Annotated in this window: 25 protein-coding genes; 16 read left to right on the top strand and 9 right to left on the bottom strand. The window is 70.9% G+C overall.

What is annotated here, in order from left to right; genetic code table 11:
* The first annotated feature begins 35 nt into the window (after nucleotides 1–35).
* Nucleotides 36–1,676 (top strand): putative bifunctional diguanylate cyclase/phosphodiesterase, encoded by a 1,641-nt coding sequence (locus ASC65_RS06175; RefSeq protein WP_056450636.1) that lies wholly within the window; start codon nucleotides 36–38, stop codon nucleotides 1,674–1,676.
* Here the strand turns inward: ASC65_RS06175 and ASC65_RS06170 are convergent.
* A complete protein-coding gene (locus ASC65_RS06170) occupies nucleotides 1,673–2,896 on the bottom strand; it encodes an NAD(P)/FAD-dependent oxidoreductase (RefSeq protein ID WP_056450632.1) in 1,224 nt (407 codons plus the stop codon). The two genes, ASC65_RS06175 and ASC65_RS06170, sit on opposite strands and share 4 nt — an antisense overlap.
* Before the next feature lie 126 nt (nucleotides 2,897–3,022).
* Here ASC65_RS06170 and ASC65_RS06165 point away from each other — a divergent pair, with 126 nt between their 5' ends.
* From ASC65_RS06165 to ASC65_RS06100, 14 genes are all read left to right on the top strand, one after another.
* Nucleotides 3,023–3,202: a hypothetical protein gene (locus tag ASC65_RS06165; RefSeq protein WP_156459577.1), complete on the top strand. Its 180-nt coding sequence runs from the start codon at nucleotides 3,023–3,025 to the stop codon at nucleotides 3,200–3,202.
* Between the two features lie 46 nt (nucleotides 3,203–3,248).
* A complete protein-coding gene (locus ASC65_RS06160) occupies nucleotides 3,249–3,572 on the top strand; it encodes a YerC/YecD family TrpR-related protein (RefSeq protein WP_056450628.1) in 324 nt (107 codons plus the stop codon).
* Nucleotides 3,569–4,450, top strand: a complete 882-nt coding sequence (gene hisG / locus ASC65_RS06155; RefSeq protein WP_056450626.1) for an ATP phosphoribosyltransferase — start codon at nucleotides 3,569–3,571, stop codon at nucleotides 4,448–4,450. Before ASC65_RS06160 ends, hisG begins: the two co-directional genes overlap by 4 nt.
* Nucleotides 4,450–5,760: a histidinol dehydrogenase gene (gene hisD / locus ASC65_RS06150; RefSeq protein WP_056450623.1), complete on the top strand. Its 1,311-nt coding sequence runs from the start codon at nucleotides 4,450–4,452 to the stop codon at nucleotides 5,758–5,760. The genes hisG and hisD overlap by 1 nt, the downstream gene beginning before the upstream one ends.
* Nucleotides 5,757–7,187 (top strand): imidazoleglycerol-phosphate dehydratase HisB, encoded by a 1,431-nt coding sequence (gene hisB, locus ASC65_RS06145; RefSeq protein ID WP_056450619.1) that lies wholly within the window; start codon nucleotides 5,757–5,759, stop codon nucleotides 7,185–7,187. The genes hisD and hisB overlap by 4 nt, the downstream gene beginning before the upstream one ends.
* Nucleotides 7,188–7,350: 163 nt before the next feature.
* Entirely contained in the window at nucleotides 7,351–7,953 is a 603-nt protein-coding gene (gene hisH / locus ASC65_RS06140; RefSeq protein WP_056450616.1) for an imidazole glycerol phosphate synthase subunit HisH, read from the top strand.
* A complete protein-coding gene (gene hisA, locus ASC65_RS06135) occupies nucleotides 7,950–8,684 on the top strand; it encodes a 1-(5-phosphoribosyl)-5-[(5-phosphoribosylamino)methylideneamino]imidazole-4-carboxamide isomerase (RefSeq protein ID WP_056450613.1) in 735 nt (244 codons plus the stop codon). The genes hisH and hisA overlap by 4 nt, the downstream gene beginning before the upstream one ends.
* On the top strand, nucleotides 8,681–9,448 hold the full coding sequence (gene hisF, locus ASC65_RS06130; RefSeq protein WP_056450610.1) for an imidazole glycerol phosphate synthase subunit HisF: 768 nt from the start codon (nucleotides 8,681–8,683) through the stop codon (nucleotides 9,446–9,448). Before hisA ends, hisF begins: the two co-directional genes overlap by 4 nt.
* A 242-nt stretch (nucleotides 9,449–9,690) precedes the next feature.
* Nucleotides 9,691–10,317 carry a bifunctional phosphoribosyl-AMP cyclohydrolase/phosphoribosyl-ATP diphosphatase HisIE gene (hisIE, locus tag ASC65_RS06125; protein ID WP_056450607.1) on the top strand — a complete coding sequence of 209 codons (627 nt, stop codon included), beginning with the start codon at nucleotides 9,691–9,693 and terminating at the stop codon, nucleotides 10,315–10,317.
* A 26-nt stretch (nucleotides 10,318–10,343) separates the two neighbouring features.
* A complete protein-coding gene (zwf, locus tag ASC65_RS06120; protein WP_056450604.1) occupies nucleotides 10,344–11,801 on the top strand; it encodes a glucose-6-phosphate dehydrogenase in 1,458 nt (485 codons plus the stop codon).
* The gene (pgl, locus tag ASC65_RS06115; protein WP_056450601.1) at nucleotides 11,794–12,507 is read left to right on the top strand and encodes a 6-phosphogluconolactonase; all 714 of its coding nucleotides are present in this window, start codon (nucleotides 11,794–11,796) and stop codon (nucleotides 12,505–12,507) included. The genes zwf and pgl overlap by 8 nt, the downstream gene beginning before the upstream one ends.
* Complete coding sequence (edd, locus tag ASC65_RS06110) at nucleotides 12,507–14,411, top strand: phosphogluconate dehydratase (RefSeq protein ID WP_056450598.1); 1,905 nt, start codon at nucleotides 12,507–12,509, stop codon at nucleotides 14,409–14,411. The genes pgl and edd overlap by 1 nt, the downstream gene beginning before the upstream one ends.
* Nucleotides 14,412–14,484: 73 nt before the next feature.
* On the top strand, nucleotides 14,485–15,462 hold the full coding sequence (glk, locus tag ASC65_RS06105; protein WP_056450595.1) for a glucokinase: 978 nt from the start codon (nucleotides 14,485–14,487) through the stop codon (nucleotides 15,460–15,462).
* Nucleotides 15,463–15,691: 229 nt separating this feature from the next.
* Complete coding sequence (locus tag ASC65_RS06100; RefSeq protein WP_056450592.1) at nucleotides 15,692–15,976, top strand: hypothetical protein; 285 nt, start codon at nucleotides 15,692–15,694, stop codon at nucleotides 15,974–15,976.
* 88 nt (nucleotides 15,977–16,064) lie between these two features.
* On the opposite strand, the gene ASC65_RS06095 is transcribed toward ASC65_RS06100, so the two are convergent.
* The 7 genes from ASC65_RS06095 to ASC65_RS06065 all read right to left on the bottom strand — a co-directional run bounded on the left by ASC65_RS06095 (nucleotide 16,065) and on the right by ASC65_RS06065 (nucleotide 21,810).
* Nucleotides 16,065–16,871, bottom strand: coding sequence for a DUF1295 domain-containing protein (locus ASC65_RS06095; protein ID WP_056450589.1), 807 nt, complete (start codon nucleotides 16,869–16,871; stop codon nucleotides 16,065–16,067).
* Between the two features lie 7 nt (nucleotides 16,872–16,878).
* On the bottom strand, nucleotides 16,879–17,283 hold the full coding sequence (locus tag ASC65_RS06090) for a hypothetical protein (RefSeq protein ID WP_056450586.1): 405 nt from the start codon (nucleotides 17,281–17,283) through the stop codon (nucleotides 16,879–16,881).
* Nucleotides 17,280–18,575 (bottom strand): homogentisate 1,2-dioxygenase, encoded by a 1,296-nt coding sequence (gene hmgA, locus ASC65_RS06085; RefSeq protein WP_056450583.1) that lies wholly within the window; start codon nucleotides 18,573–18,575, stop codon nucleotides 17,280–17,282. The genes ASC65_RS06090 and hmgA overlap by 4 nt, the downstream gene beginning before the upstream one ends.
* A 228-nt stretch (nucleotides 18,576–18,803) precedes the next feature.
* A complete protein-coding gene (locus ASC65_RS06080) occupies nucleotides 18,804–19,922 on the bottom strand; it encodes an acyl-CoA dehydrogenase family protein (RefSeq protein WP_056450580.1) in 1,119 nt (372 codons plus the stop codon).
* 10 nt (nucleotides 19,923–19,932) lie between these two features.
* The gene (locus tag ASC65_RS06075; protein WP_056450578.1) at nucleotides 19,933–20,247 is read right to left on the bottom strand and encodes a hypothetical protein; all 315 of its coding nucleotides are present in this window, start codon (nucleotides 20,245–20,247) and stop codon (nucleotides 19,933–19,935) included.
* Entirely contained in the window at nucleotides 20,244–21,425 is a 1,182-nt protein-coding gene (locus ASC65_RS06070; protein ID WP_056450575.1) for an acyl-CoA dehydrogenase family protein, read from the bottom strand. Before ASC65_RS06070 ends, ASC65_RS06075 begins: the two co-directional genes overlap by 4 nt.
* A 127-nt stretch (nucleotides 21,426–21,552) precedes the next feature.
* Nucleotides 21,553–21,810, bottom strand: a complete 258-nt coding sequence (locus tag ASC65_RS06065; protein ID WP_056450572.1) for an Lrp/AsnC ligand binding domain-containing protein — start codon at nucleotides 21,808–21,810, stop codon at nucleotides 21,553–21,555.
* A 77-nt stretch (nucleotides 21,811–21,887) separates the two neighbouring features.
* On the opposite strand from ASC65_RS06065, the gene ASC65_RS06060 reads away from it, so the two are divergent.
* Entirely contained in the window at nucleotides 21,888–22,748 is an 861-nt protein-coding gene (locus ASC65_RS06060) for an alpha/beta hydrolase (RefSeq protein WP_056450569.1), read from the top strand.
* Nucleotides 22,749–22,971: 223 nt separating this feature from the next.
* On the opposite strand, the gene ASC65_RS06055 is transcribed toward ASC65_RS06060, so the two are convergent.
* Nucleotides 22,972–23,439, bottom strand: a complete 468-nt coding sequence (locus ASC65_RS06055) for a DUF805 domain-containing protein (protein WP_082525901.1) — start codon at nucleotides 23,437–23,439, stop codon at nucleotides 22,972–22,974.
* Between the last annotated feature and the right edge of the window lie 35 nt (nucleotides 23,440–23,474).

Raw genomic sequence — 23,474 nt, 5'->3', positions numbered from 1 at the left:
GCTCTGCGCGGTCCGACTGTCCGGAAGTCCCGGCCGTGACCGGCAAGGGTCTCGGATTTCGCACGCTTCGTGCCCGCCTGACCCTCCTGCTGACCTGTCTCTTCGCCGTCGCCCTCGCCGGAGTCGGCGCGGCCCTGCTGGTCCCGACGCCCGAGACCGACGGCGCCCTGCTCCAGCTGATGGGCGGAGTCGTCGCCGTCGCCATCCCGGCGACCGCCGCCGCCGTCTGGTATCTGTCGCGCAACCTGACCCGCCCCATCGCCGCCCTCGACGAAGCCGTTCATCGGCTCCAGCGCGGCGAGCACGCCGAGGCGGAGGTCACGTCCGCCGATGAGATCGGCCGCCTCGCCGCCAGCTTCAACGCCATGGTCCGCGACCTGCGCGACCGCGAGGCGCGCCTGACCCACATGGCCCTGCACGACCAGGAGACCGGCCTGCCCAACCGCCTGGCGCTGGAGCGTCTGGCGGGCGCCGGCGACGGCTGGGTCGCCCTGTTCAGCATCGAACGCTTCGAGGTGGTGCGCAGCGCCATCGGCTATGACGCCATGGCCCGGCTGGTCGCAGCGCTGGGCCGCCGGCTCAGCGCCCTGGCCGACGGCGCGCCCGTGGCTCGGGTCGGCGCCGGCATGGTCGGCCTGATCCTGCCCGCCCGCGACGCCGCCCAAGCCCTGTCCATGGCCGCCTGCCTCGCCGAACAGGCCCAGGCCCCGGTGTCGGTCAACGGCGCCCCCGTCGACATCGCCCTGACCGCCGGCGTGGCCGGACGGGCCGGCAGCGCCGGAGACCTGACCTCCGCCGTCGATCGCGCCGCCGTCGCCGTCGACCAGGCCCGCGCCGCCCGCCGACCCGCCGCCCTGTTCGACCGCGCCGCCTACGGCGACCCGGCCGGCAATTTGTCGCTGATCTCGGAACTGATGAGCGCCCTGGCCGCCGGCGAAGTCTCCCTGGCCTACCAGCCGAAATACGACTTCCGCGCCCAGCGCATCACCGGCGTCGAGGCCCTGATGCGCTGGACCCACCCTCGCCGGGGCGAGGTGCCGCCCGACCTGTTCATCGCCATGGCCGAAGAGACCGGGCACATCCGGCCGCTGACCGAATGGGTCGTCCGCCAGGCCTGCGCCAGCCAGCGCGCCCTCGCCGCCGCCGGCCACGACCTGGTCGTCTCGATCAACATCTCCGGCCGCCTGCTGGCCGACGACAGTTTCGCCGAACTGGCCCTGGCCGAGGTCGCCGCCTCGCGCGCCCGCCTCTGCTTCGAGATCACCGAGACGGCGGTGATGACCAATCCCGAGCTGGCGCTGCGTCTGGTCGAGCGCTTCGCCGACGCCGGCATTCCGGTCTCGCTGGACGACTACGGCTCGGGCCTGTCGTCCCTGGCCTATTTGAAGCGGATCCGCGCCGACGAGCTTAAGATCGACAAGGCCTTCATCCTCGGCCTCGACCAGTCGGCGCGTGACGGCCTGCTGGTGAAATCGACGATCGACCTGGCCCACGGCCTGGGCCTGCGCGTCACCGCCGAGGGGGTGGAATCGCCGACCGCCCTGGCCCTGTTGCAGGCCATGGGCTGCGACATGGCGCAGGGCTTCCTGATCGGCCGGCCGTCCTCGCTCGACGCCCTGATCGCCCGCCTAGAAGGCCGCCCTGCCGATGCGGCGCGGACCACCGCAGCGGCCTAGGCCGTCGCCACCGCCTTCATCGACACGGCCGGATCGGCCAGCTTCTCGACGTCCACCGGCGTGCCGCGCTGGATCAGCTGTCGCCCGCCCATGAACTCCGTCGGCGCATTGACCGCCTCGACGCTGACGATGCGGTCGCCCTTCAGATGGAACACCGCCAGCGAGGCCCCGTCCGCCGTATTCGCTGGATCCCCGCGCACCACCTGCCGGTCGGCGTCGTCGGGGAGCCCGGCGATTTGCAGCTTGAGGTCATACTGGTCGGACCAGAACCACGGCACCTCGTGGGCGGGGGCCGGGCGGCCGACGATGGCCGAAGCCGCCTGCTTGGCCTGCTCCAGGGCGTTGGGAACGCTTTCCAGCCGGTGCATCCGGCCCTCGTGGACCGGGACGGGCCGCCAGGTGACGTCGCCGATAGCCCAGATGTTCGCATCCGAGGTCCGCGCCGTCTCGTCCACCACCACGCCGTTCTGACAAGCCAAACCGGCCGTCGTCGCCAGCGCCAGGCAGGCCTGGGCCCCGACCCCGACCAGCACGGCGTCCGCCCTGACCAGCCTCCCGTCCGCCAGCCGCACCCCTTCGGGCTCGAACCCCGTCACCTCGGCCGCGGTCAGGATCTCGACGCCGCGCGCCCGGTGATAGGCGGTGAAGAAGTCCGACAGGGTCTGCGACGCCACCCGGGCCAGCACCCGGTCCATCCGCTCGATGACCACCGCCTCGGCCCCCAGGGCCTGGGCCGAGGCCGCCGCCTCCAGTCCGACATAGCCGCCGCCGACCACCGCCAGCCGCTTGCCGGGAGCCAGCACCGCCTTCAGCCGCTCGGCGTCGGCCAGGGTGCGCAGCTCCAGCAGGTCGGGCCGATCCGCGCCCGGCAGGGCCAGCTTGCGCGCCGTCGAACCGGTGGCCAGGATCAGGAAATCGTACGGCTCCACCGTTCCGTCGGCGAAGGTCACGGTCTTGGCGACCGGATCGATCGCCGTCGCCGTCACCCCGGTGCGCAGGTCAATGTCGTGCTCGGCGTAGAAGCTCTCGGGCCGCAGCAGCAGCGCTTCGAGGTCGGCCTCGCCCTTCAGCCAGGCCTTGGACAGCGGCGGCCGCTGATAGGGCGCGGCAGGCTCCTCGCCGGCCAGCAGGATCGGCCCCTCGTGCCCGTACTGCCTCAGCAGGGCGGCGGCCGTCCCGCCTGCATGCCCCGCGCCGATGATGACCACTCTGTTCGCCATGAGGCTGAGGTAGGTGAAACACGCCCGGCCGAAAACCCGGATTCGTCAGGAAACATTTTGGACGGAACCCCGGTTGGCGCGCCTGACCTCCCCGTCGCCAAGTCCGTCGCCTTAGTCAGCATCCGCATGAGCCTGCCCCCAGAGACCGTTTCCTTCACCGAGGATGAGGCCGTCGCCGTCTCAGAATCCATTCCCGAGCAGATCGCCTCGGCCCGCGCCGCCGTGGCAAAGCACCACGCTCGCCTCGTCGATCAGCTCGACAGCGACGGGCGCGGCCCCGCGCCGTTCGAGAGCGGGTCTGGCTGACATCGGCCTCTTGACCGTTCCACTGTTACACCATAGTGGAACGCGCATGATCGACTCCCTCCCCCGAAACGCCGCCGCGACCGCGCGCAGCCGCCTGGCGCTGTACGACGCCCTGCTGTCGCTGAAGACGCCTGACGAGGTCGACGCCTTCCTGGCCGACCTGTGCACCCCCGCCGAGGTCCGCGCCTTCGCCGAGCGTTGGGAGGTGGCCCGCCTGCTCGACGCCGGCGGCAAGTCCTATCGCGAGATCGCCGCCGAGGCCCAGGCCAGCCCGACCACGGTCGTGCGCGTGGCCCGCTTCCTCAAGGAGATGCCGCACCAGGGCTATCGGCTGGTGCTCGACCGTCTCGGCGCGGGAGCCCGCTCATGAGCACCGTCCAGGGGCGCCTGCGCATCGCCGTCCAGAAGTCCGGCCGTCTCGCCGACCGCAGCCTCGACCTCGTCCGCGACGCGGGCCTGCGCGTGGTGAAGGGCAACAACGACCTGCTCTACCGGGTCGAGAACTATCCGATCGACCTGCTGCGGGTGCGCGACGACGACATCCCGACCTTCGTCGCCGACGGCGTCTGCGATCTCGGCATCGTCGGCGAGAACGTACTGGAGGAAGGCCGCAACGGCGGGCCCGTGGCCGAGGTGGTCATGCCGCTCGGCTTCGGCCGCTGCACCCTCAAGATCGCCGTGCCGCCGACGCTCGACTATGCCGGTCCCGCCTCGCTGGAGGGCCTGCGCATCGCCACCTCCTATCCCCGCATTCTCAACCGCTACCTGGCGGCCGAAGGGGTCAGCGCCGACATCGTCACCATGCGCGGCGCCGTCGAGGTCGCGCCCCGGCTCAAGCTGGCGTCGGCCATCTGCGACCTGGTCTCCACCGGCGCCACGCTCGAGGCCAACGGTCTGGCCGCCCGCGAGACCGTGCTCGACAGCCAGGCCGTCCTGATCCGCTCGCCGGTCCCGGCCGAGCCCGGCCTGACCGACCTGCTCGACAGCATCATCGAGCGCATGGCCGGCGTGGTCGCCTCTCAGGGCGCCAAATACGTCATGCTCAACGCCCCGCGCTCGGCGCTCGACAAGATCACCGCCATCCTCCCCGGGGCCGGATCCCCGACCGTCATCCCCCTGGCCGGCCGCGACGACGCCGTCGCCGTCCACGCCGTCTGCCAGGAGGCGGTGTTCTGGGAGACCCTCGAAAAGCTGAAGGCCGTCGGCGCCTCGGCCATCCTCGTCCTGCCGATCGAGAAGATGATGTAATGCGACTGATCGACTGGAACAGCCTCGACGCTGAGGGTCGCCGCAACGCCCTCGCCCGCCCGCCCCGCCGCAGCGACGCCGCCGTCGGCGACGTGGTGCGCGAGATCTTCGACGATGTGCAGGCCCGCGGCGCCGCCGCCGTCTCGGACTGGAGCCGCAAGCTCGACGGCTACGCCCCGCGCCGCATCGCCGTGACGGCCGACGCGGTCGCCGCCGCCCGCCGCGCCCTGCCGCCCTCGGCCACCCACGCCATCCGCATCGCTTCGGAGAATGTGCGCATCTTCCACCAGGCCACCCGGCCGGAGGACAGCGCCTTCATCGAGACCACGCCCGGCGTCCTGTCCCAGCTCGCCTGGCGACCGATCCGCTCGGCCGGCCTCTACGTCCCCGGCGGCACCGCCCCCCTGTTCTCTTCCCTGCTGATGCTGGCCATCCCGGCCCAGGTGGCGGGCGTCGGCCGGCGCATCGCCGTCACCCCGCCCTCGGGGGACGGCGAGCCTCACCCCGCCATGATCGTCGCCGCCGACGAGGCCGGGCTCGAGGAGCTCTGGCTGCTCGGCGGGGCCCAGGCCATCGCCGCCCTGACCTTCGGCGCCGCCTTCGACGACGGCGAGATCCAGCCGGTCGACAAGCTGTTCGGTCCGGGCAACGCCTGGGTCGCCGAGGCCAAGAAGCAGGCCGCCGCCCTGCCCGGCGGTCCCGCCGTCGACATGCCCGCCGGCCCGTCGGAGCTGCTGATCATCGCCGACCGCGACGCCGACCCGGTGCTCGCCGCCGCCGACCTGCTCAGCCAGGCCGAGCACGACACCGACGCCCAGGTCCTGCTGGTCTCCGAGAGCCGCGCCAACCTCGAGGCCATCCTCGCGGAGGTCACGCTGCAGCTGCACGGCCTGCCCCGCGCCGACATCGCCCGCCTGTCCCTCGCCGAGGGCCGCGCCATCCTGGTCGAGAGCGCCGCCCAGGCCTGCGAGGTCGCCAACCTCTACGGCCCCGAGCACCTGGCCATCCAGACCGAGGACGCCGGCGAGCTGGTCGCCCTGATCTCGGCCGCCGGCGCCGTCTTCGTCGGGGCCAACGCCGCCGAGACCCTCGGCGACTACGCCGCCGGGCCGAGCCACGTCCTGCCCACCGACGGCGCCGCCCGCACCCTCGGCGGCGTCACCACCGCCAGCTTCATGACCTCCATGACCATCCAGATGGCCAGCGAGGCCGGGGCTCGGCAGCTGGCCCCCGTCGCCGCCCGCCTGGCCCGGCTGGAGGGCCTCGAAGCCCACGCCCGCGCCGCCGACCTGAGGGCCGATCAGGGATGATCTCGAACCTCCCCGCCCCCTTCGCCCCGCTGGTCTCCGGCGGCGAGGGACTCGACCGCTATCCGGACGAGCCCCGCGCCCTGGCCGCCCGCCTGGCCGAAGTCTACGCCGTCCCGGCCGACCGGGTGCTGCCCGTGCGCGGCCTGACCCATGGGCTGGAGCTGGTCTTCCGCCTCTGCGCCCGCGACGGCCTCTCGGTCGAGGCGCCCGACGCCGAGCCCTACCGGGCCCTGGCCGCCCTCTACGCCGCCGGCGCGGCCCGCGGCGCCGTCATCGTCCGCGCCCTCGGCTCGCCCGAGGCCGTGGCCGAGATGGCCGGTCGCGTCGCCCCCGCCTTGCTCGTCGTCGACGAGGGCCTGGCCGAGTTCGCCGACGCGCCCTCCGCCGCGACTGTTATCGACGACCAGCCCAACCTCGTCGTCCTGCGCAGCCTGTCGCTGGCCTATGGCCTGGCCGGCGCCCGCGTCGGGGCCGCCCTGGCCCAGCCCGAAACCCTCGCCCGCCTCGCCGCCGTGCTCGAGCCCTACGCCCTGCCGCAGGTCTCGGTGCGCCTGGCCCTGCAGGCGCTCGACCCGTCGCGGCTGATCGAGACCCGCGAGCGCATCGCCGCCGTCCGCCGCGAGCGCGAGCGACTGGCCAAGGCCCTGTCCCGCGAGATGCGGCTCGATCCCGGCGTCGGCCCGGTGATCATGGCCAGGCCCGTCGACCTCGACGGCGTCCTCGCCGCCCTGGCCCGCTACGGCGTCGCCGCCGAGCCCGCCGGCGATCGCCTGCGCCTGCCCGTCTCGGCCCGGCCAGAGGTCAACGACCGCCTGCTCGCCGCGCTCGACCTCGCCCCGTCGCCGGCGCGCCCGAACCGCACCGGCCAGGCGGTCCGTGACACGAAAGAGACCCGCATCGTCTGCGCCGTCGACCTCGACGCGCCCGGCCCGATCCTGATCGCCACCGGCGTCGGCTTCTTCGACCACATGCTCGAGCAGGTGGCCCAGCACGGCGGCTTCTCGCTGCGCCTGGCCTGCGAGGGCGACCTGCACACCGATCCGCACCACACCATCGAGGACAGCGCCATCGCGCTGGGCCAGGCCCTGAAGCAGGCTCTCGGCGAGCGCCGCGGCATCGCCCGATACGGCTTCGTCCTGCCCATGGACGAGGCCAAGGCGACCGTGTCGATCGACCTGTCCGGCCGGCCCTATCCGGTGTTCGAGGGCAGCTTCGACACCCCCTTCATCGGCGACTACCGCACCGACCTGACCGCCCACGTCTTCCGCTCGCTCGCCGAGCACCTCGGCGCGGCGGTCCATGTCTCGGTCACCGGCGACGACGACCACCACAAGACCGAGGCCGTCTACAAGGCCTTCGGCCGCGCCCTGCGTCAGGCCATCCGCGTCGAGGGCGAGGCCGTGCCCAGCACCAAGGGGGTGCTGTGAAGATGCCCAGCTTTCTCCGTTCATCCCGGCGAATGCCGGGACCCAGATGGCATGACTCCGACTGTCGTTGCACAGGCGCCGCCCGCCTCACCCGCCCTTCGCGCCTCAGGATCTGGATCCCGGCATTCGCCGGGATGAGCGGTGAAAGGGGTGGGGCCGGCCGATGAGTGACGTCACCGTCCTCTCCTACGGCGCCGGCAACGTCGCCTCGGTGCAGTTCGCGCTCGAACGGCTCGGCGCGACCGTGCGTCTGACCGACGACCCGATCGAGGTCGCCGAGGCCGAGCGGCTGATCCTGCCCGGCGTCGGCCAAGCCGGCTACGCCATGGGCCGGCTCGCCGACCTCGGTCTGGTCGACCCCATCCGCGCCTTCCCCCGCCCCCTGCTCGGCGTCTGCCTCGGCCAGCAGCTGCTCTTCGCCGACAGCGACGAGGGCGGCGGCACGCCCCTGCTCGACCTCATCCCCGGCCGCGTCGGCCGGCTCGAGCCCGGCCCCGGGCTGCCGGTGCCGCACATGGGCTGGTCGCGGCTGGCGATCGACCGCGCCGACCCCCTGCTCGACGGCGTCGACGAGGGAAGCTGGGCCTATTTCGTGCACGGCTACCTCTGCCCCGACGGCCCCGCCACGCTCGCCCGCGCCGACTACGGCGGCCCGGTCCCAGCCGTGGTCCGCAGCGCCAACCGCTGGGGCTGCCAGTTCCACCCCGAGCGCTCCGCCGAGGCCGGCGCGCGTATCCTCAAAAACTTCCTGGAGATCGAGGCGTGATCCTCTACCCCGCCATCGACCTGAAGGACGGCGTCTGCGTGCGGCTGATGCACGGCCGCTTCGACGCCGTCACCCGCTATGACGACGACCCGGCCGCGCGCCTGGCCGCCTTCGCCGCCGCCGGCGCCGACTGGGCCCACATCGTCGACCTCGACGGCGCCGAGGCCGGCCGGGCCATGCAGCACCGGCTGATCGGCGAGCTCGCCGCGGCCATCGACATCCGCATCCAGTCGGGCGGCGGCGTCCGCTCGGCCGACGACGTCCAGGCCCTGCTCGACGCCGGCGTCGCCCGCGTCGTGGTCGGCTCCCTCGCCGTGTCTCAGCCCGAGACCGTGCTCAGCTGGCTCGACCGCTTCGGCCCCGACCGCCTGACCCTCGCCATCGACGTCAAGGCCGACGGCGAGCGCTGGGTCCCGGCCCTCAAGGGCTGGACCGAGGCCGCAGCGGTCGACCTGTGGGCCGCCCTCGACCGCTATCCGGCCGGGACGGCCAAGCACCTGCTGGTCACCGACGTCGGCCGCGACGGCGCCCTCACCGGCCCCAATCTCGACCTGCTGGCTGAGATCCACCAGCGCCGCCCCGACCTTTGGCTGCAGGCCTCGGGCGGCGTCGCCGACCTCTCCGACCTGACCGGCGCCCGCTCGGTCGGGGCCTGCGGCGTCATCGTCGGCCGCGCTCTGTACGAGGGCCGCTTCACCCTCGAGGACGCCCTCGAGGCGGCCCGCGCATGACGGCGCGGCGCATCATCCCCTGCCTGGACGTCAAGGACGGCCGCGTCGTGAAGGGCGTCCGGTTCCAGGGGCACGCCGACATGGGCGACGCCGCCGAGCTGGCGGCCCGCTACCGAGACCAGGGCGCCGACGAACTGGTCTTCTACGACATCGCCGCCAGTCCCGAGGGCCGCACCCTCGACTACGGCTGGGTCCGCGACATCGCCCGCCTGCTCGACATCCCGTTCAGCGTCGCCGGCGGCATTCGCTCGGTCGACCAGGCCGCCCGCTGCCTCGACCACGGCGCCGACAAGGTTTCCATCAACTCCCCGGCCCTGGAACGCCCCGAGCTGATCGCCGAAATGGCCGACCGCCTCGGCTCGCAGTGCGTCGTCGTCGGCGTCGACTCCAAGGCCTCCGGCGACGACTGGGTGGTCCACCAGTACACCGGCTCGCCCGACGCCAGCCGCGCCGCCGGCCGCCGCACGCTCGACTGGATCGTCGAGGCGCAGGCCCTCGGCGCCGGCGAGATCGTGCTCAACTGCATGGACGAGGACGGCGTCCGCCGCGGCTACGACATCGCCCAGCTCGCCGCCGCCCGCGCGGTGCTCACCATCCCCCTCGTCGCCTCGGGCGGCGCCGGCTCGGCCGAGCATTTCCAGGAGGTCTTCGAACAGGCCGACGTCTCGGGCGCCCTGGCCGCCAGCGTCTTCCACACCGGGACCCTGCCCATCCCCGATCTCAAGGCCTTTCTGAATGCTGCTGGCGTGGAGGTGCGACTGTGAGACCCCGAGCCGCTTATCCCGGCGCGAGCCGGGCTTCATTGCGATCCCGCCCAACCGCCTGCTGGTTCGTCACGAAGGACACCAAGGACCACAAAGGGCACGACGGGAGCGGAGCCAGGAAGCGGCCCCTTCGTGTTCTTCGTGCCGTCTTCGTGTCCTTCGTGGCGAACCAGCCCTGCCTGACGCTGGCGTCAGACCTGAAAGACATGAAACCCGGCATTCGCCGGGATGCACGGTGAAACATGCTGAAAGTTGAAGATCTGGATTTCCAGAAGGGCGACGGCCTCATCCCCGTCGTGGTCCAGGACGCCGCCACCCTGCAGGTGCTGACCCTGGCCTATATGGATCGCGCGGCCCTCGAGGAGACCATCACCTCCGGCGAAGCCACCTTCTTCTCGCGCTCGCGCGGCGGGCGCTGGCGCAAGGGCGAGACCTCGGGCGATCGGCTGCATGTCGTCTCGATCACCCCCGACTGCGACGCCGACGCCCTGGTGCTCAAGGTCCGCCCGGTCGCCAACGCCTGCCACCTCAACCGCATCAGCTGCTTCGGCGAGGACGACGCGCCCGGCCTCGGCCGCATCGCCCGGCTGGAGGCGACTATCGCCGCCCGCGCCGCCGCCGACCCGGCCTCCAGCTGGACCGCCCGTCTGCTCGCCGAGGGCCCCAAGCGCGCCGCCCAGAAGGTCGGCGAGGAGGGCGTCGAGACCGCCCTGGCCGGGGCCGCCGGGCCGGATACGGAACTCGCATCGGAAGCCGCGGATTTGGTCTATCACCTGCTGGTGCTGCTCCGCAGCCGTCACATGGTGTTTCAGGACGTCCTCGACGTGTTGGCTCAACGGGCGGAAGCGGCCAAACAACCTCCCGGCTAAGCTGGGAAAAGAGAGAAGGAGCACCGATGGCGGCCCTTGTGCTGTTCGGCGGCGGCGGCGACCTCGCCATGAGGATGCTGTTGCCCTCGCTCTATTTCCTCGAGCACGACGGCCTGCTGCCGAACGGGCTGAAGATCATCGGCGCCGCCCGCTCCGACGAGAGCCGCGACGAATATGTCGCCAAGGTCCGCGCCTCGGTCGAGAGCAAGGCCAAGGCTGACGACGTCTGGTCCGAGGACGCCTGGAAAAAGTTCGACGCCCGCCTCGACTACCTCGCCGTGGACGCCACCAGCGCCGACAGCCTCAAGCCGCTCGCGGACAAGGTCGGCGACGGCCCGGCGACGTCCTTCCTGGCCGTCTCGCCCTCGCTCTACGGCCGCATCGTCACCGCCCTGAAGGCCGTCGGCCTGGCTCGCCCGAGCGACCGCGTGGTGCTGGAGAAGCCGATCGGCCGCGACCTGAAATCCTTCCGCGAGATCGACGACGCCGTCGGCCACGCCTTCGCCGAGAGCCAGGTCTTCCGCATCGACCACTACCTCGGCAAGGAGACGGTCCAGAACCTGATCGCCCTGCGCTTCGGCAACACCATCTTCGAGCCGCTCTGGAACAACCTGTCGATCGACCACGTCCAGATCACGGTCGGGGAAACGGTCGGCGTCGGCGACCGCTGGCCGTACTATGACGAGTACGGCGCCCTGCGGGACATGCTGCAGAACCACATGCTGCAGCTGCTGTGCCTGGTGGCCATGGAGCCGCCGTCGGACCTCGATCCGGACTCGGTGCGCAACGAGAAGGTCAAGGTGCTGCGCTCCCTGCGCCCCATCACCCACGAGGAGGCCGAGCGGGTCACGGTGCGCGGCCAGTACGTGTCCGGCCAGAGCGAAGGCAAGCCGGCCAAGGGCTATGACGAGGAGCGCGGCCAGGACTCGGACACCGAGACCTTCGTCGCCATTCGCGCCGACATCGACAACTGGCGCTGGGCCGGCACGCCCTTCTTCATGCGCACCGGCAAGCGCCTGCCCGAGAAGCGCACCGAGATCGTCATCCAGTTCAAGCCGGTGCCGCACTCGATCTTCGACGGTCGCGGCGGCGACGTTCAGGCCAACCGCCTGGTCATCGAGCTGCAACCCGAGGAAGACATCTCCCTGTCGGTGATGAACAAGCGCCCCGGCCTGGATCAGCGCATGCAGCTGCAGCCGATCAAGATGAGCCTTTCCTGGGGCCAGAACGACCGCCGCGCCAAGCCGCCGCGCCGCCGCATCGCCTATGAGCGGCTGCTGCTCGACGCTTTGCACGGCGACTCCACCCTGTTCGTCCGCCGCGACGAGGCCGAACAGGCCTGGAAATGGGTCGACGAGGTCTCCGAAGCCTGGGCCGACGGCCATGTGAAGCCGCAGGAATACGTCGCCGGAACCTGGGGCCCCGAGGCCGCCGACTTCCTGCTGTCCCGCACGGGACGGGCCTGGAATTCGTCGGATGCCTGACCTCACCATCGAAACCCACACCGACGGCGCCGCCTGGGCCGAGGCCTGCGCCGACCGGCTCGCAGGCAGCCTGCGCGCCGCGATCGAGGAAACCGGCCGCGCCGTCTTCGCCGGCGCCGGCGGCTCGACGCCCTCGCCCATCTATCGCCGTCTGGCTCAGACCGACCTCGACTGGTCCCGTGTCGCCGTCACCCTCGTCGACGAGCGCTATGTGCCCGAGACCTCGCCGGACTCCAACGCGGCCCTGATGAAGCAGACCCTGCTGGCCGGCCCGGCCGCGGCGGCCCGCTTCGTGCCGCTGTACCATCCGGCCGTGACCGTCGACCGCGCCGCGGCCATCGCCGCCCACGCCCTCGCCGCCGAAGGCCCCGGCCTCGACGCCGTCCTTCTCGGCATGGGGGAGGATGGCCATATCTGCTCCATGTTCCCGCACAGCCCGACGCTGAAGACCCTGTTGTCCCCCGCCCTGACGCCGACCGTGCTCGGCGTTCCCGCCGGCCGCGACGGCCTGGCCCCCAGCCTCGAGCGCCTGTCGCTCAACCTGCCCTATCTGGCCCAGGCCCGACGCGTCGTCCTGGCCCTCACCGGCGCGAAGAAGCGCGAGGTGTTCGAGCGCGAGGCCGTCGGCGATCCCGCCGTCACCCCCATCGCCGCCCTGATCGCCGCCAAGGTCCCCCTCGAGGTCGTTTGGACGGAGAAAGCCTGATGCCGTTCACCCCGCCCCCGCTGCACCCGACCATCGCCCGCGTCACCGAGCGCATCATCGAGCGCAGCCGCCAGACCCGCGCCGACTACCTGCGCCGCATGGACGCCGCCCTGCAGAACACCCCCGGCCGCGCCAAGCTCAGTTGCGCCAACTGGGCTCATGCCTTCGCCGGCCAGACCGTGGCCGACAAGCTGACCGCCATGGGCGGCAAACAGCCCAACGTCGGCGTGGTGACCGCCTACAACGACATGCTCTCGGCCCACCAGCCGTTCGAGCGCTTCCCCGAGATCGTCCGCGCCGCGACGCGCGAGATGGGCGCCACGGCCCAGGTCGCCGGCGGGGTCCCGGCCATGTGCGACGGCGTCACCCAAGGTCGTCCGGGCATGGAGCTGTCGCTGTTCAGCCGCGACGTCATCGCCATGTCCACTGGCGTCGCCCTGACCCATGACGCCTTCGACTCCGGCCTGATGCTCGGCGTCTGCGACAAGATCGTGCCCGGCCTGTTCATGGGCGCCCTGGCCTTCGGCCACTTGCCGGTGATCTTCGCCCCGGCCGGCCCCATGCCCTCGGGCATTCCCAACGCCGAGAAGGCCCGCGTCCGCGCCCTCTACGCCCAGAACCAGGTCGACCGTCAGACCCTGCTGGAAAGCGAAATCGGCAGCTACCACTCGCCCGGCACCTGCACCTTCTACGGCACCGCCAACTCGAACCAGATGATGATGGAGATCGTCGGGCTGCACCTGCCCTCGACCGCCTTTGTCCATCCCGAGACCGGCCTGCGCGACGCCCTCACCGCCGCCGCCGCCAAGCGCGCGGTCGAACTGGGCCGCACCGGCGAATGCCGCATGGCCGAGGTCGTCGACGAGAAGTCGATCGTCAACATGATCGTCGCCCTGCTGGCCACCGGCGGCTCGACCAATCACGCCATCCACCTGATCGCCATGGCCCGCTCAGCCGGGGTGCTGATCAACTGGACCGACATGGACGAACTCAGCTCGGCCACCCCGCTGCTGGCCCGCGTCTATCCCAACGGCTCGGCCGATGTGAACGCCTTCCAGGCCGCCGGCGGCGTCGCCTTCGTGACCCGCGAACTGGCCCAGGCGGGCATCATCCACTCGGACGTCGTCACCGTCATGGGCCGCGGCATCCATCACTACTTCCAGGAGCCCTCGCTCGTGGACGGCGAGCTGGTCTGGCGCGACGGCGTGGCGGAGAGCCTCGACCGCGACATCCTGCGTCCGGCCTCCGACCCGTTCCAGAAGGACGGCGGCCTGCGCCTCCTCGACGGCGACCTCGGCCGCGCGGTGATCAAGGTCTCGGCGGTCAAGCCGGAGAACCGCATCGTCGAGGCCCCCGCCGCCGTCTTCGAGTCCCAGGAAGACGCCCTGCTGGCCTTCAAGGAAGGCCGGCTGAACCGCGACGTGGTCGTCGTCCTGCGCTTCCAGGGTCCGCGCGCCAACGGCATGCCCGAACTGCACAGCCTGTCGCCCGCCCTCAGCGTCCTGCAGGACAAGGGCTTCAAGGTCGCCTTCGTCACCGACGGCCGCATGTCGGGCGCCTCGGGCAAGACCCCCGCCGCCATCCACGTCAGCCCCGAGGCCCTCGCCGGCGGCCCCCTGGCCCATGTCCAGGACGGCGACATCATCCGCCTCGACGCCGAGACCGGCGTGCTCAGGACGGTCGGCGTCTCCGGCCTGATCGCCCGCCCGGCCGCGCGCCGCACCCCCGCCCACGCCAGCGGCTCGGCCTGGGGCTATGGCCGCGAGCTGTTCGGGGCCTTCCGCCACCTGGTTTCGACCGCCGAGGAAGGGGCTTCGGTCTGCTTCGTCGCCCCGACCGGCCTCGAGTCCAGCATCGACACCCCGCCCGACCCCAATCTGGTCGACCGCACGGTCGACGCCTGATGCAACGCCAGCTGAAACTAGACCGGACCGCCCGCGGGCGAGCCCGGCGCACCACAGGGATACAGGAAGGCTCATGACCGTGACCTGGGACAAGACTCTCCTCGTCGGCGACGTCGGCGGCACCAACGCCCGTTTCGCCATCGCCCACATGGTCAACGGCAAGCCGGTGCTCGAGCATCACCGCGCCTTCCCGGCGTCCGAGCACCCGACCTTCCTCGGGGGCGTGAAGGCCTTCATCGACGGCTGCGACGTCAAGCCGACGTCGGGCGTCATCGCCGTGGCCGGCCCCGTCACCGACGGCGAGATCGACCTGACCAACTCGCCCTGGCGCGTTTCCGAGAAGGAATTGGGCACGCTCGGCCTGGACCCGGTGCGGCTGATCAACGACTTCGAGGCCCTGGCCTGGGGGGCGCCCGCCGTCCCCGCGAACGAACTGGCCTCGCTGGGCGGCCCCGAAGAGGGCGATCCCCACTCGGCCATCGCCGTTCTCGGCCCGGGCACCGGCTTCGGCGTCTCGGCCCTGGTGCGCGACATCCGCGGCAATGAGGTCGCCATGCCCAGCGAAGGCGGCCACGCCTGCTTCGCCCCGGGCGATCCGATCGAGGACGAGATCCTGCGCATCCTGCGCCGCCGCTATGACCGCGTCTCGATCGAGCGCCTGATCTGCGGCCCAGGCCTGCTCAACATGCACCGCGCCCTGGCCGAGATCGACGGACGCGAGACCCATATCGACGACCCGGCCCAGATCACCCAGGAAGCCCTGGACGATCCGCGCGGCCACTGCGGCGCCACGCTGGCCCGCTTCTGCGCTATTCTCGGCGCCGTGGCCGGCGACATCGCCCTGACCACCGGCGCGCGCGGCGGCGTCTACATCGCAGGCGGCATTGCGCCTCGCATCCTGCCCTTCCTCCAGGCCAGCCCCTTCCGCGAGCGCTTCGAGCGCAAGGGCCGCTTCCAGGACTATATGGCGGCCATCCCGACCCACGTGATCCTGCACAAGCACGCGGCGCTCCTGGGCGCGGCTCGGGTGGCGTTCGCCGAGGCCGGCTGAGTTCTAGGGGCGAGGGGCGAGGGGCGAGGAAAAAAATTCGCCCGGCTCGCCTCCAAGCTAGGGCGACCTACCCGGTCGAATTGACTTCCCCCAACCCTCGACCCTCGTCCCTCGACCCTTCCTCCCCCGATCACGCCCCCGGTGACGGCCCCGCGATAATTTATCACACCGGCGTGAACCCAAAGTGATCCGCGGCGTTATCGGGTCTCCACTTGGAAGGGACACCCCCATGCGTAAACTGATCATCGCCGCCGCCGCCACCTTCGCCCTCGCCGGCGTCGCCGCTTGCGAAAGCCAAGCCGACAAGGCCGCTGAAGTGAAGGCTGACGCTCTGGAAGAGCAGGCCGCCGCTGCGCCGACCGAAGCCCAGGAAACCGCCCTCAACGCCGAAGCCGACCGCGTCGAGCAGCAAGCCGGCAACGCCGATGGCGGCATGACCACGGCCAACACCCCGAACACCTCGCCGAGCGACCCGGCCGCCCCGGCCGCCCCGGCCACGACCCCGGCCCACTAAGCCGCGGACGTCCCCCGGGGGTCATGACCCCGGGCGGTATTCGGAAAGGTCAGCCCCCGTCGCGCCCTGCGCGGCGGGGGTTCTTCGTTCAGGCCTGCTTCTTGGGCGGCCACGGAATGAAGGCGCTCGTCCGCGCCACATAGTCCGCATAGCCCGGCCGCCGGTCCTCGGCGCCCTTCTCGCTGATGCCGATGCCCGACCAGCGGGTCAGGGTGAAGGTCAGGAACAGCGGGCCCACGATCGCCCATCGCCCCGCCCCGGTCTCGGCCGCGATCAGCCACAGCCCCCACCAGACGCAGGCGTCGCCGAAATAGTTCGGGTGCCGCGTCCAGCGCCACAGGCCGGTGTCCAGCACCTTGCCCTTGTTGGCCGGGTCGGCGCGGAAATGCTTCAGCTGGGAGTCGCCGATGCTTTCGAAGGCGATGCCGATCACCGCCAACACGGCCCCGGCCCAGCCGACCCAGCCCACCGCCGGCATGTAGTCGACCTGACCCAGCTGCACCGGCAGGCAGGTCAGCCACAGCAGAACCGCCTGCGGCAGGAAGACGTACAGCAGGGCGACGCGTGCGAACGACCATCCACGCGCCTCCTGCTGGCCGGCGATGATCTCCTCATAGCGCCGGTCGGACCCGTTGGCCCGCCACCGCAGGAACAGGTGCCAGCCCAGCCGCAGGCCCCAGACCGCGCACAGCCAGACCAGCAGCCATTTGCGCGTTCCGTCCCCCTCCGTCCGCACCAAGGTCGCCAGCGCCAGCAGCACCATGCCCGTCGGCCAGACCGCGTCGATGAAGCTGACGTCCCTCAGGCGCAGCGAGACACCCCACAGCCCCACCATGACCGCCAGGATCAAGGCCAGGTTCAGGCCCAGCAGGACGGCGATCTCAGCCAGGGTCATCCGGGGATCAGTCGACGCAGATCGTGGCTTCGGCCTTGCCGCCTTCGACCGTCGTATAGCAGCCGAAGCGGCTGGAGTTGGCCTGGCACTGGCCGACCGCGGCCTGCCAGGCCTGCGACGCCGCCGTCACGTCCTCGATCCGGCAGTCGCCCAGGCAGTCGTCGCCGTCGGTGCAGCGCTTGCCCGCATCCGCATAGGAGACCACGCAGCGCTCGGTCTGCATCCGGCCCTGGGGGATCATCTTGCCGCCGCGCGCCGCGCACTCGGTCGCGCTCAGGCCCGAGACCTCGCCGCCGCTCGCCGGCGACTGCACCGCCGTCTCGGCCAGATCCGTCCGGCCGTTCTCCGCCGCCGGCATCGGCTGGCAGGCGGCCGCCATGAGGGCGGCGCAGGCGATCAGCAGTCGTTTCATTTCACTTGGCCCTTTTCGAACCCGGTCCAGACGTCGTCGTAGTCGAGCTGCATCGTCGGCGCAGTCTGCGCCCATTCGGTGGTGCGGATCGGCATGCGGGTCTCGAACATGAAGGCCAGGGTGTCAGCGATCTTCACCGGCTTCAGTTCCGCGGCCACCGCCTTGTCATAGCTGGCCTGGTCCGGCCCGTGGCCGCTCATGCAATTGTGCAGGCTGGCGCCCCCGGGGGCGAAGCCGCCCTCCTTGGCGTCGTACTCGCCCGTCACCAGCCCCATGAACTCGCTCATCACGTTGCGGTGGAACCACGGCGGCCGGAAGGTGTCCTCGGCCACCATCCAGCGCGGCGGGAAGATGACGAAGTCGCAGTTGGCCGTCCCCGGCGTGTCGCTCGGCGACGTCAGCACCGTGAAGATCGACGGATCCGGATGGTCGAAGCTGACCGTCCCGATCGTGTTGAACCGGGCCGTGTCGTACTTGTAGGGCGCGTTGTTGCCGTGCCAGCCGACCACGTCGAGCGGGCTGTGATCAAAGGTCGTGCTGTACAGCCGCCCCCCGAATTTCTGCACGCACTCGGTCGACCGGTCGACGTCCTCATACCAGGCGACCGGGGTCTGGAAGTCGCGCGGGTTGGCCAGGCCGTTCGAGCCGATCGGGCCCAGGTCCGGCAGGCGGAAGGCGGCGCCGTAGTTCTCGCAGACATAGCCCCGGATCGGCCCGGCGCACTCCACCCGGAAACGCACCCCGCGCGGGATGACCACGATCTCGCCCGGCCGTGCGTCGATGCGGCCCATCTCGGTGACGAAAGCCTGCTCGCCCAGCTGCGGCACGATCAGCAGCTCGCCGTCGGCGCAGTAGAAGACCCGGTTCGTCATAGACCGGTTGGCCGCGTACAGATGGATGCCCGTCCCGATCCCCGCCTCGGCGTCGCCATTGCCGCCATAGGTGACCAGCCCTTCGACCCAGTCGGTCGGCTCGCTCGGCATCGGCAGCGGATCCCAGCGCATCCGGTTCGGGCTCGGCGGCGCCTCATGGAACGGCCCCGAACGCACCAGTCCCTGCGAGAACGGCTTGTAGGCCGGGTGCTGCGCCGACGGCCGCAGGCGATACAGCCACGAGCGCCGGTTCTCCGTCCGCGGCGCCGTGAACGCCGTCCCCGACAGCTGCTCGGCGTACAGCCCCATCGGCGTCTTCTGCGGCGAGTTCCGCCCCTCCGGCAACGCCCCGGCGACAGCCTCGGTCGAGAAGTGATTGCCGAACCCCGGCATATACTGAGGCGCGTTGGCTCGCGTCATGTGCTGGTCTCCCTGCCCCGGGTGTAACGCGGTCCCTCTCCCAATGGGAGAGGGCTTGAGCGCACGGCGGCGCAGCCGTCGTCCTTGCGCTCAAGGGTGAGGGTCGATCGCTGGCATTCGGCAAAGCCGCGGCGGCGTCCCCTGCGACGCCTCACGGCGACCGAAGCAGCCGACCCTCATCCGGCGCTTCGCGCCACCTTCTCCCATCGGGAGAAGGACAAGGCCGCATCAGAACCCCTGGCTCGCCGCCATCCGCTCGTGATGGAAGCCCGCATCGCCCAGCAGTTCGTTCAGCACCCGCACCCGCTTCATGAACAGGCCGACGTCGAACTCGTCGGTCATGCCGACGCCGCCGTGCATCTGCACCGCCTCCTGCACCGCCAGTTCGGCGACGCGCCCGGCCTTGGCCTTGGCCACTGAGACCGCCAGCGGCGCATCCTCGCGGCCCGCGTCCAGCGCCGTCAGCGCGCCCATCGTCGCCGCCCGCGCGATCTCGATCTCCGAGAACAGATGCGCCGCGCGATGCTGCAGCGCCTGGAACTCGCCGATCAGCTTGCCGAACTGTTTCCGGGTGCGCAGGTACTCCAGCGTGACCTGGAAAGCCTGGTCGCCCGCCCCGGTCAGCGACGCCGCCGCGCAGGCCCGGCCCAGGTCCAACGCCGATTCCAGCAGCCGCTCGCCGCCGTCGACCGACCCGATCACCGCGTCCGCATCGACCATGACGTCGGTCAGCGTCACCCGCGCCGCATTGTGCGCATCGACCATCACCGTCCGCTCGATGTCGACCCCGACCGTCTTCGGATCGACCAGGAACAGGGTCAGGCCGTTCTCGGTCAGGGCCGCCACGATCAGGGCGTCGGCGACATGGCCGTCCAGCACGAAGCCCTTGGCCCCGTTCAGCTTAAAGCCGTTGCCCGAGCGCTCGGCCACGGTGGCGATGCGCGCCGGCGCATGCTTGGCGCCTTCATCCACCGCCAGCGACACGATCGCCTCGCCCGCCGCGATGCGCGGCAGCCAGGCCGCCTGCTGCTCGGCCGAGCCGCCCTTCAGCACCGTCGCCGACAGCACCCCCGAGCCGAGGAAGGGCGACGGCGTCAGCGTCCGCCCCAGCGCCTCGGCCACCACCCCCGCCTCGACCGCGCCGAGACCCGAGCCGCCGTGCTCCTCCGGGATGACCACCCCGGCGAACCCCATCTCGCCGAACGCCCGCCACAGCTCCCGCGACACCCCGTCGGCGTCGTTGGAGTCCCGCAGCTTCCGCAGATGCGCGATCGGCGCGTTCTCGCTCAGGAAGCCGTCCGCGGCCTCCTTCAGCATGGTCTGCTCTTCGGTCAGGATCAGGGACATCGAACGGGCCTCACGAACCGTAGGGAGCGCCGGCAAGGCGTTCCGACAAGAGATACTGCACCGCCAGGACGCCGAGGCTCGCCGCCAGGACGAGCGTGGCCCGCGGCATTCGGCGTGGCGCATGGCGGAACAATGCGACAAGGAATAACGGCGAGAGTACGATCCCGCTCGCCATCAGCAGGCTCGGCCACGGCCACCATCCCGACAGCTGAGCGTATGCGACCACCCAGATACAGATCAGCCCGACGGCGACCGTGGCGGGCACGGTCAGGGCGGCGACAAACATGGCGATCCGCTCGAAGACGGGTCCGGACGCCACGGTCACGCCCCCGGCAGCTGCAGCAGGTGTTTGGCGATGATGTTCAGCTGGATCTCGCTGGTCCCGCCCTCGATGGAGTTGGCCTTGGTGCGCAGCCAGTCGCGCGCCGCCCCGCCGTGGTTCGAGCGCTCGCTCTCCCACTCCAGCGCGTCCGAGCCGCCCGCCGCCATCAGCAGTTCGTGGCGGCGCTTGTTCAGCTCCGAGCCGTAGTATTTCAGCATCGAGGCGATGGCCGGATGGGCCTGCCCCGCCTTGACCTGGTCGCCGACCCGCTCGAGCGCCAAGCGGAAGGCCGCGCCATCCACCTCCAGCTCGGCGATCCGTGCACGGAGCATCGCGTCGTCCAGCCGCCCGTCCTCGTCGGCGCCGATCGAGTCCACCGCCACCTGGCCCAGCGGCCGGCCGCCGCGCACCTCGCCCATGGCCCCGATCATGGTCCGCTCGTGGGCCAGCAGATATTTGGCCACGTCCCAACCGCGGTTCAGCGTCCCGACCAGGTTCTCCTTCTCGACGCGCACGTCGTCGAAGAAGGTCTCGCAGAACGGGCTCTTGCCGCTGATCAGGGTGATCGGCTTGGTCGAGACGCCGGGGGTCGCCATGTCGAACAGGACGAAGGAGATGCCCAGGTGCTTGGGCGCCTCGGGGTCGGTGCGCACCAGGCAGAAGATCCAGTCGGCCTTGTCGGCGTAGCTGGTCCACACCTTCTGGCCGTTGACGATCCAGTGGTCGCCCTTGTCTTCCGCCCGCGTCTGCAGGCCCGCCAGGTCCGACCCGGCGCCCGGCTCGGAATAGCCCTGACACCAGCGGATCTCGCCGCGCACGATCTCGGGCAGGAAGCGCTGCTTCTGTTCCTCGGTGCCGAACTTCAGCAGCGCGGGGCCGAGCATCCAGATGCCGAAGCTGTTCAGCGCGGGCTGGGCCCCGATGCGGCGCAGTTCCGACGCCAGCACCTTGGCCTGCTCGCGGCTCAGGCCCCCGCCGCCGTACTCGCTCGGCCATTCCGGCGCGGTCCAGCCCTTGGCCCCCATCCGCTCCATCCAGAGCTTGTGGCCCGGCGTCTTGAAGCTCGGATTGCGGCCGCCCCAGATGGCGTCCTCGTCATGCCCGCCGCCGCGCACTTCGGCCGGGCAGTTCGCCTCCAGCCAGGCCCGCGTCTCGGCGCGGAAGGTCTCGAGATCGGTCATTGTGAACCCTCGTCACCCCCGCGAAGGCGGGGGCCCGCGTTTCCTCTGTCACGGGTTTAGCAGGCTTTCAGGAGTGACGCTGCGTCAGCTCTCCGTGTCTCCTCCCAATCCCCGATGGGGAGGAGACTCACACCCCGCCCGGCAGGAACGGCGAAAACGTGATGACCGTGAAGGTGTCGCGGATGTTCTTGCGGGTCTGCACCGACTTCGTGACGAACGTCCCGATGTCCAGCTCCTTGGGCAGCTGGAACTTGGCCAGCAGGTCGTACTGGCCCGAGGTCGAATAGACCTCCGAGACGTATTCGACATTGTCGACGATGTCCGCCGCCACGTCGTTGGCGTGGCCCAGCTCGCATTTGATGAAGACGAAGATGGCGGTCATCATGGCGGCAGTCCCGAAGCGAGGGTCGAGGGTCGAGGGTCGAGGTTGACCTTTACATGGCGACGAGGGGGTAAGGCGAGTTGACCAGCAAGAAAACACCGGCGGCAGGTTCTCCCCTCGACCCTCGACCCTCCACCCTCGACCCTGCCCCTGACTACGAGGCCGAGTACAACAACCGCGCCCGGGTGCCGGACCACCAGACCGTCATGGCCCGCTGGCGCGAGACCGGCGAGGCCGCCCGCGCCGCAACGCCGCCGACCGAGCTCCGCTACGGCCCCGGCGAGCGCGAGGTCATGGACCTGTTCTCCGCCGGAGATGCCGCCCCCATCGCCGTCTTCCTGCACGGCGGCTACTGGCAGGCCCTGGACCGCAAATGGTTCTCCGGCCTGGCGCCGGCGCTGAACGCCCACGGCGTCAGCCTGGCCATCCCGTCTTACGACCTGGCCCCCTCGGTCCGGCTCGGCCGCATTCTCAGGCAGGTCCGCGAGGCAGTCGAAGCCGTGCGCGCCCGCACAGGTTCGCGCCCCGTCGTCTTCGGCCACTCCGCCGGCGGGCATATGGCCGCCGGCATGCTCAGCGAGGCCCGCGCCTCCGCCGCCGTCGCCATCTCCGGCGTCTTCGACCTGACCCCCCTGATCCCGACCTCTCTGAACATCGCCCTGCGCCTCGACGCGGCCGAGGCCGCCGCCCTGTCGCCCATCCACTGGCCCGTGCCCAACGGCTCGACGCCCGGCGGCACGATCCTCGACTGCCTCGTCGGCGCCGACGAAAGCCCCGAATTCCTGCGCCAGTCGAAGATGATGGCCGACCTCTGGGCCGCCCAGGGGGTCGAGACCCGCTACGAAGCCCTCCCCGGCCTCAACCACTTCACCGTCCTGGACCCCCTGTTCGACAAGGACAGTGCGATGGTGAAGCGGATCGTCGAGCTGGCGAGGGGCTAGGCAAATATCCCCCGCTCATCCCGGCGAATGCCGGGATCCAGATGCGATGTCTGAATGGTCAGGCCGTGCAACGCAGGACCCTGTGCCAGCCCTCCGCGCCATACGATCTGGAGCCCGGCATTCGCCGGGACGTGTGGTGAAGGGGTCGCTCGAAACACGACCGGGCGACCTCAACGATATCGAAGACCAACCCAAGGCGGCGCCGTTCGCGGCGGGTGAGGCGTCAGTCGAAGGTTTCCAGATCGGCTCTTTGCAGACTCGGCGGCGGGCCGAAACGGTTGTCCTTCTCATCACCGGGTACAATGCCCACGAGCAGGTGGAACGAGAGGTTGATGGCCGGCGCCAGCCAGTCAGACGCCTGAACGCCTAGGCGGGCGGCGAAAGGAGCCAAACTCCCCACCGCGACAGGCGCCAGAAACCACCATCCTGTACGGCCAAAGTCATGAAGGCGTCGCGCCACGGTAAGCGGCCAGACCACCAGGGCGAAGCCCAGGGACACCAGCGAAAGCCCTAGAATGACGGGATCATTTCCCATGCCTCTCGGAACATTCCACAGCGCGAAGGCAACGATCAGCAGGCAAGCCCAATATTGCCTGCGATCCGAGCGGCCGGCGGCGAACCTCAGAAACTTTGAATTTCCCAACCCGCCCTCCGACCGAAACAAGCCGTGACGGCCGCCACCTTGACGCATCGGCCCGCACAGTCGAGTCAGGTTCCCGAACTCCG

Origin of the sequence: Brevundimonas sp. Root1279, from assembly GCF_001425945.1 — a bacterium.
Lineage (GTDB): Bacteria > Pseudomonadota > Alphaproteobacteria > Caulobacterales > Caulobacteraceae > Brevundimonas.
This window is presented reverse-complemented; position numbering and strand designations above follow the sequence as displayed.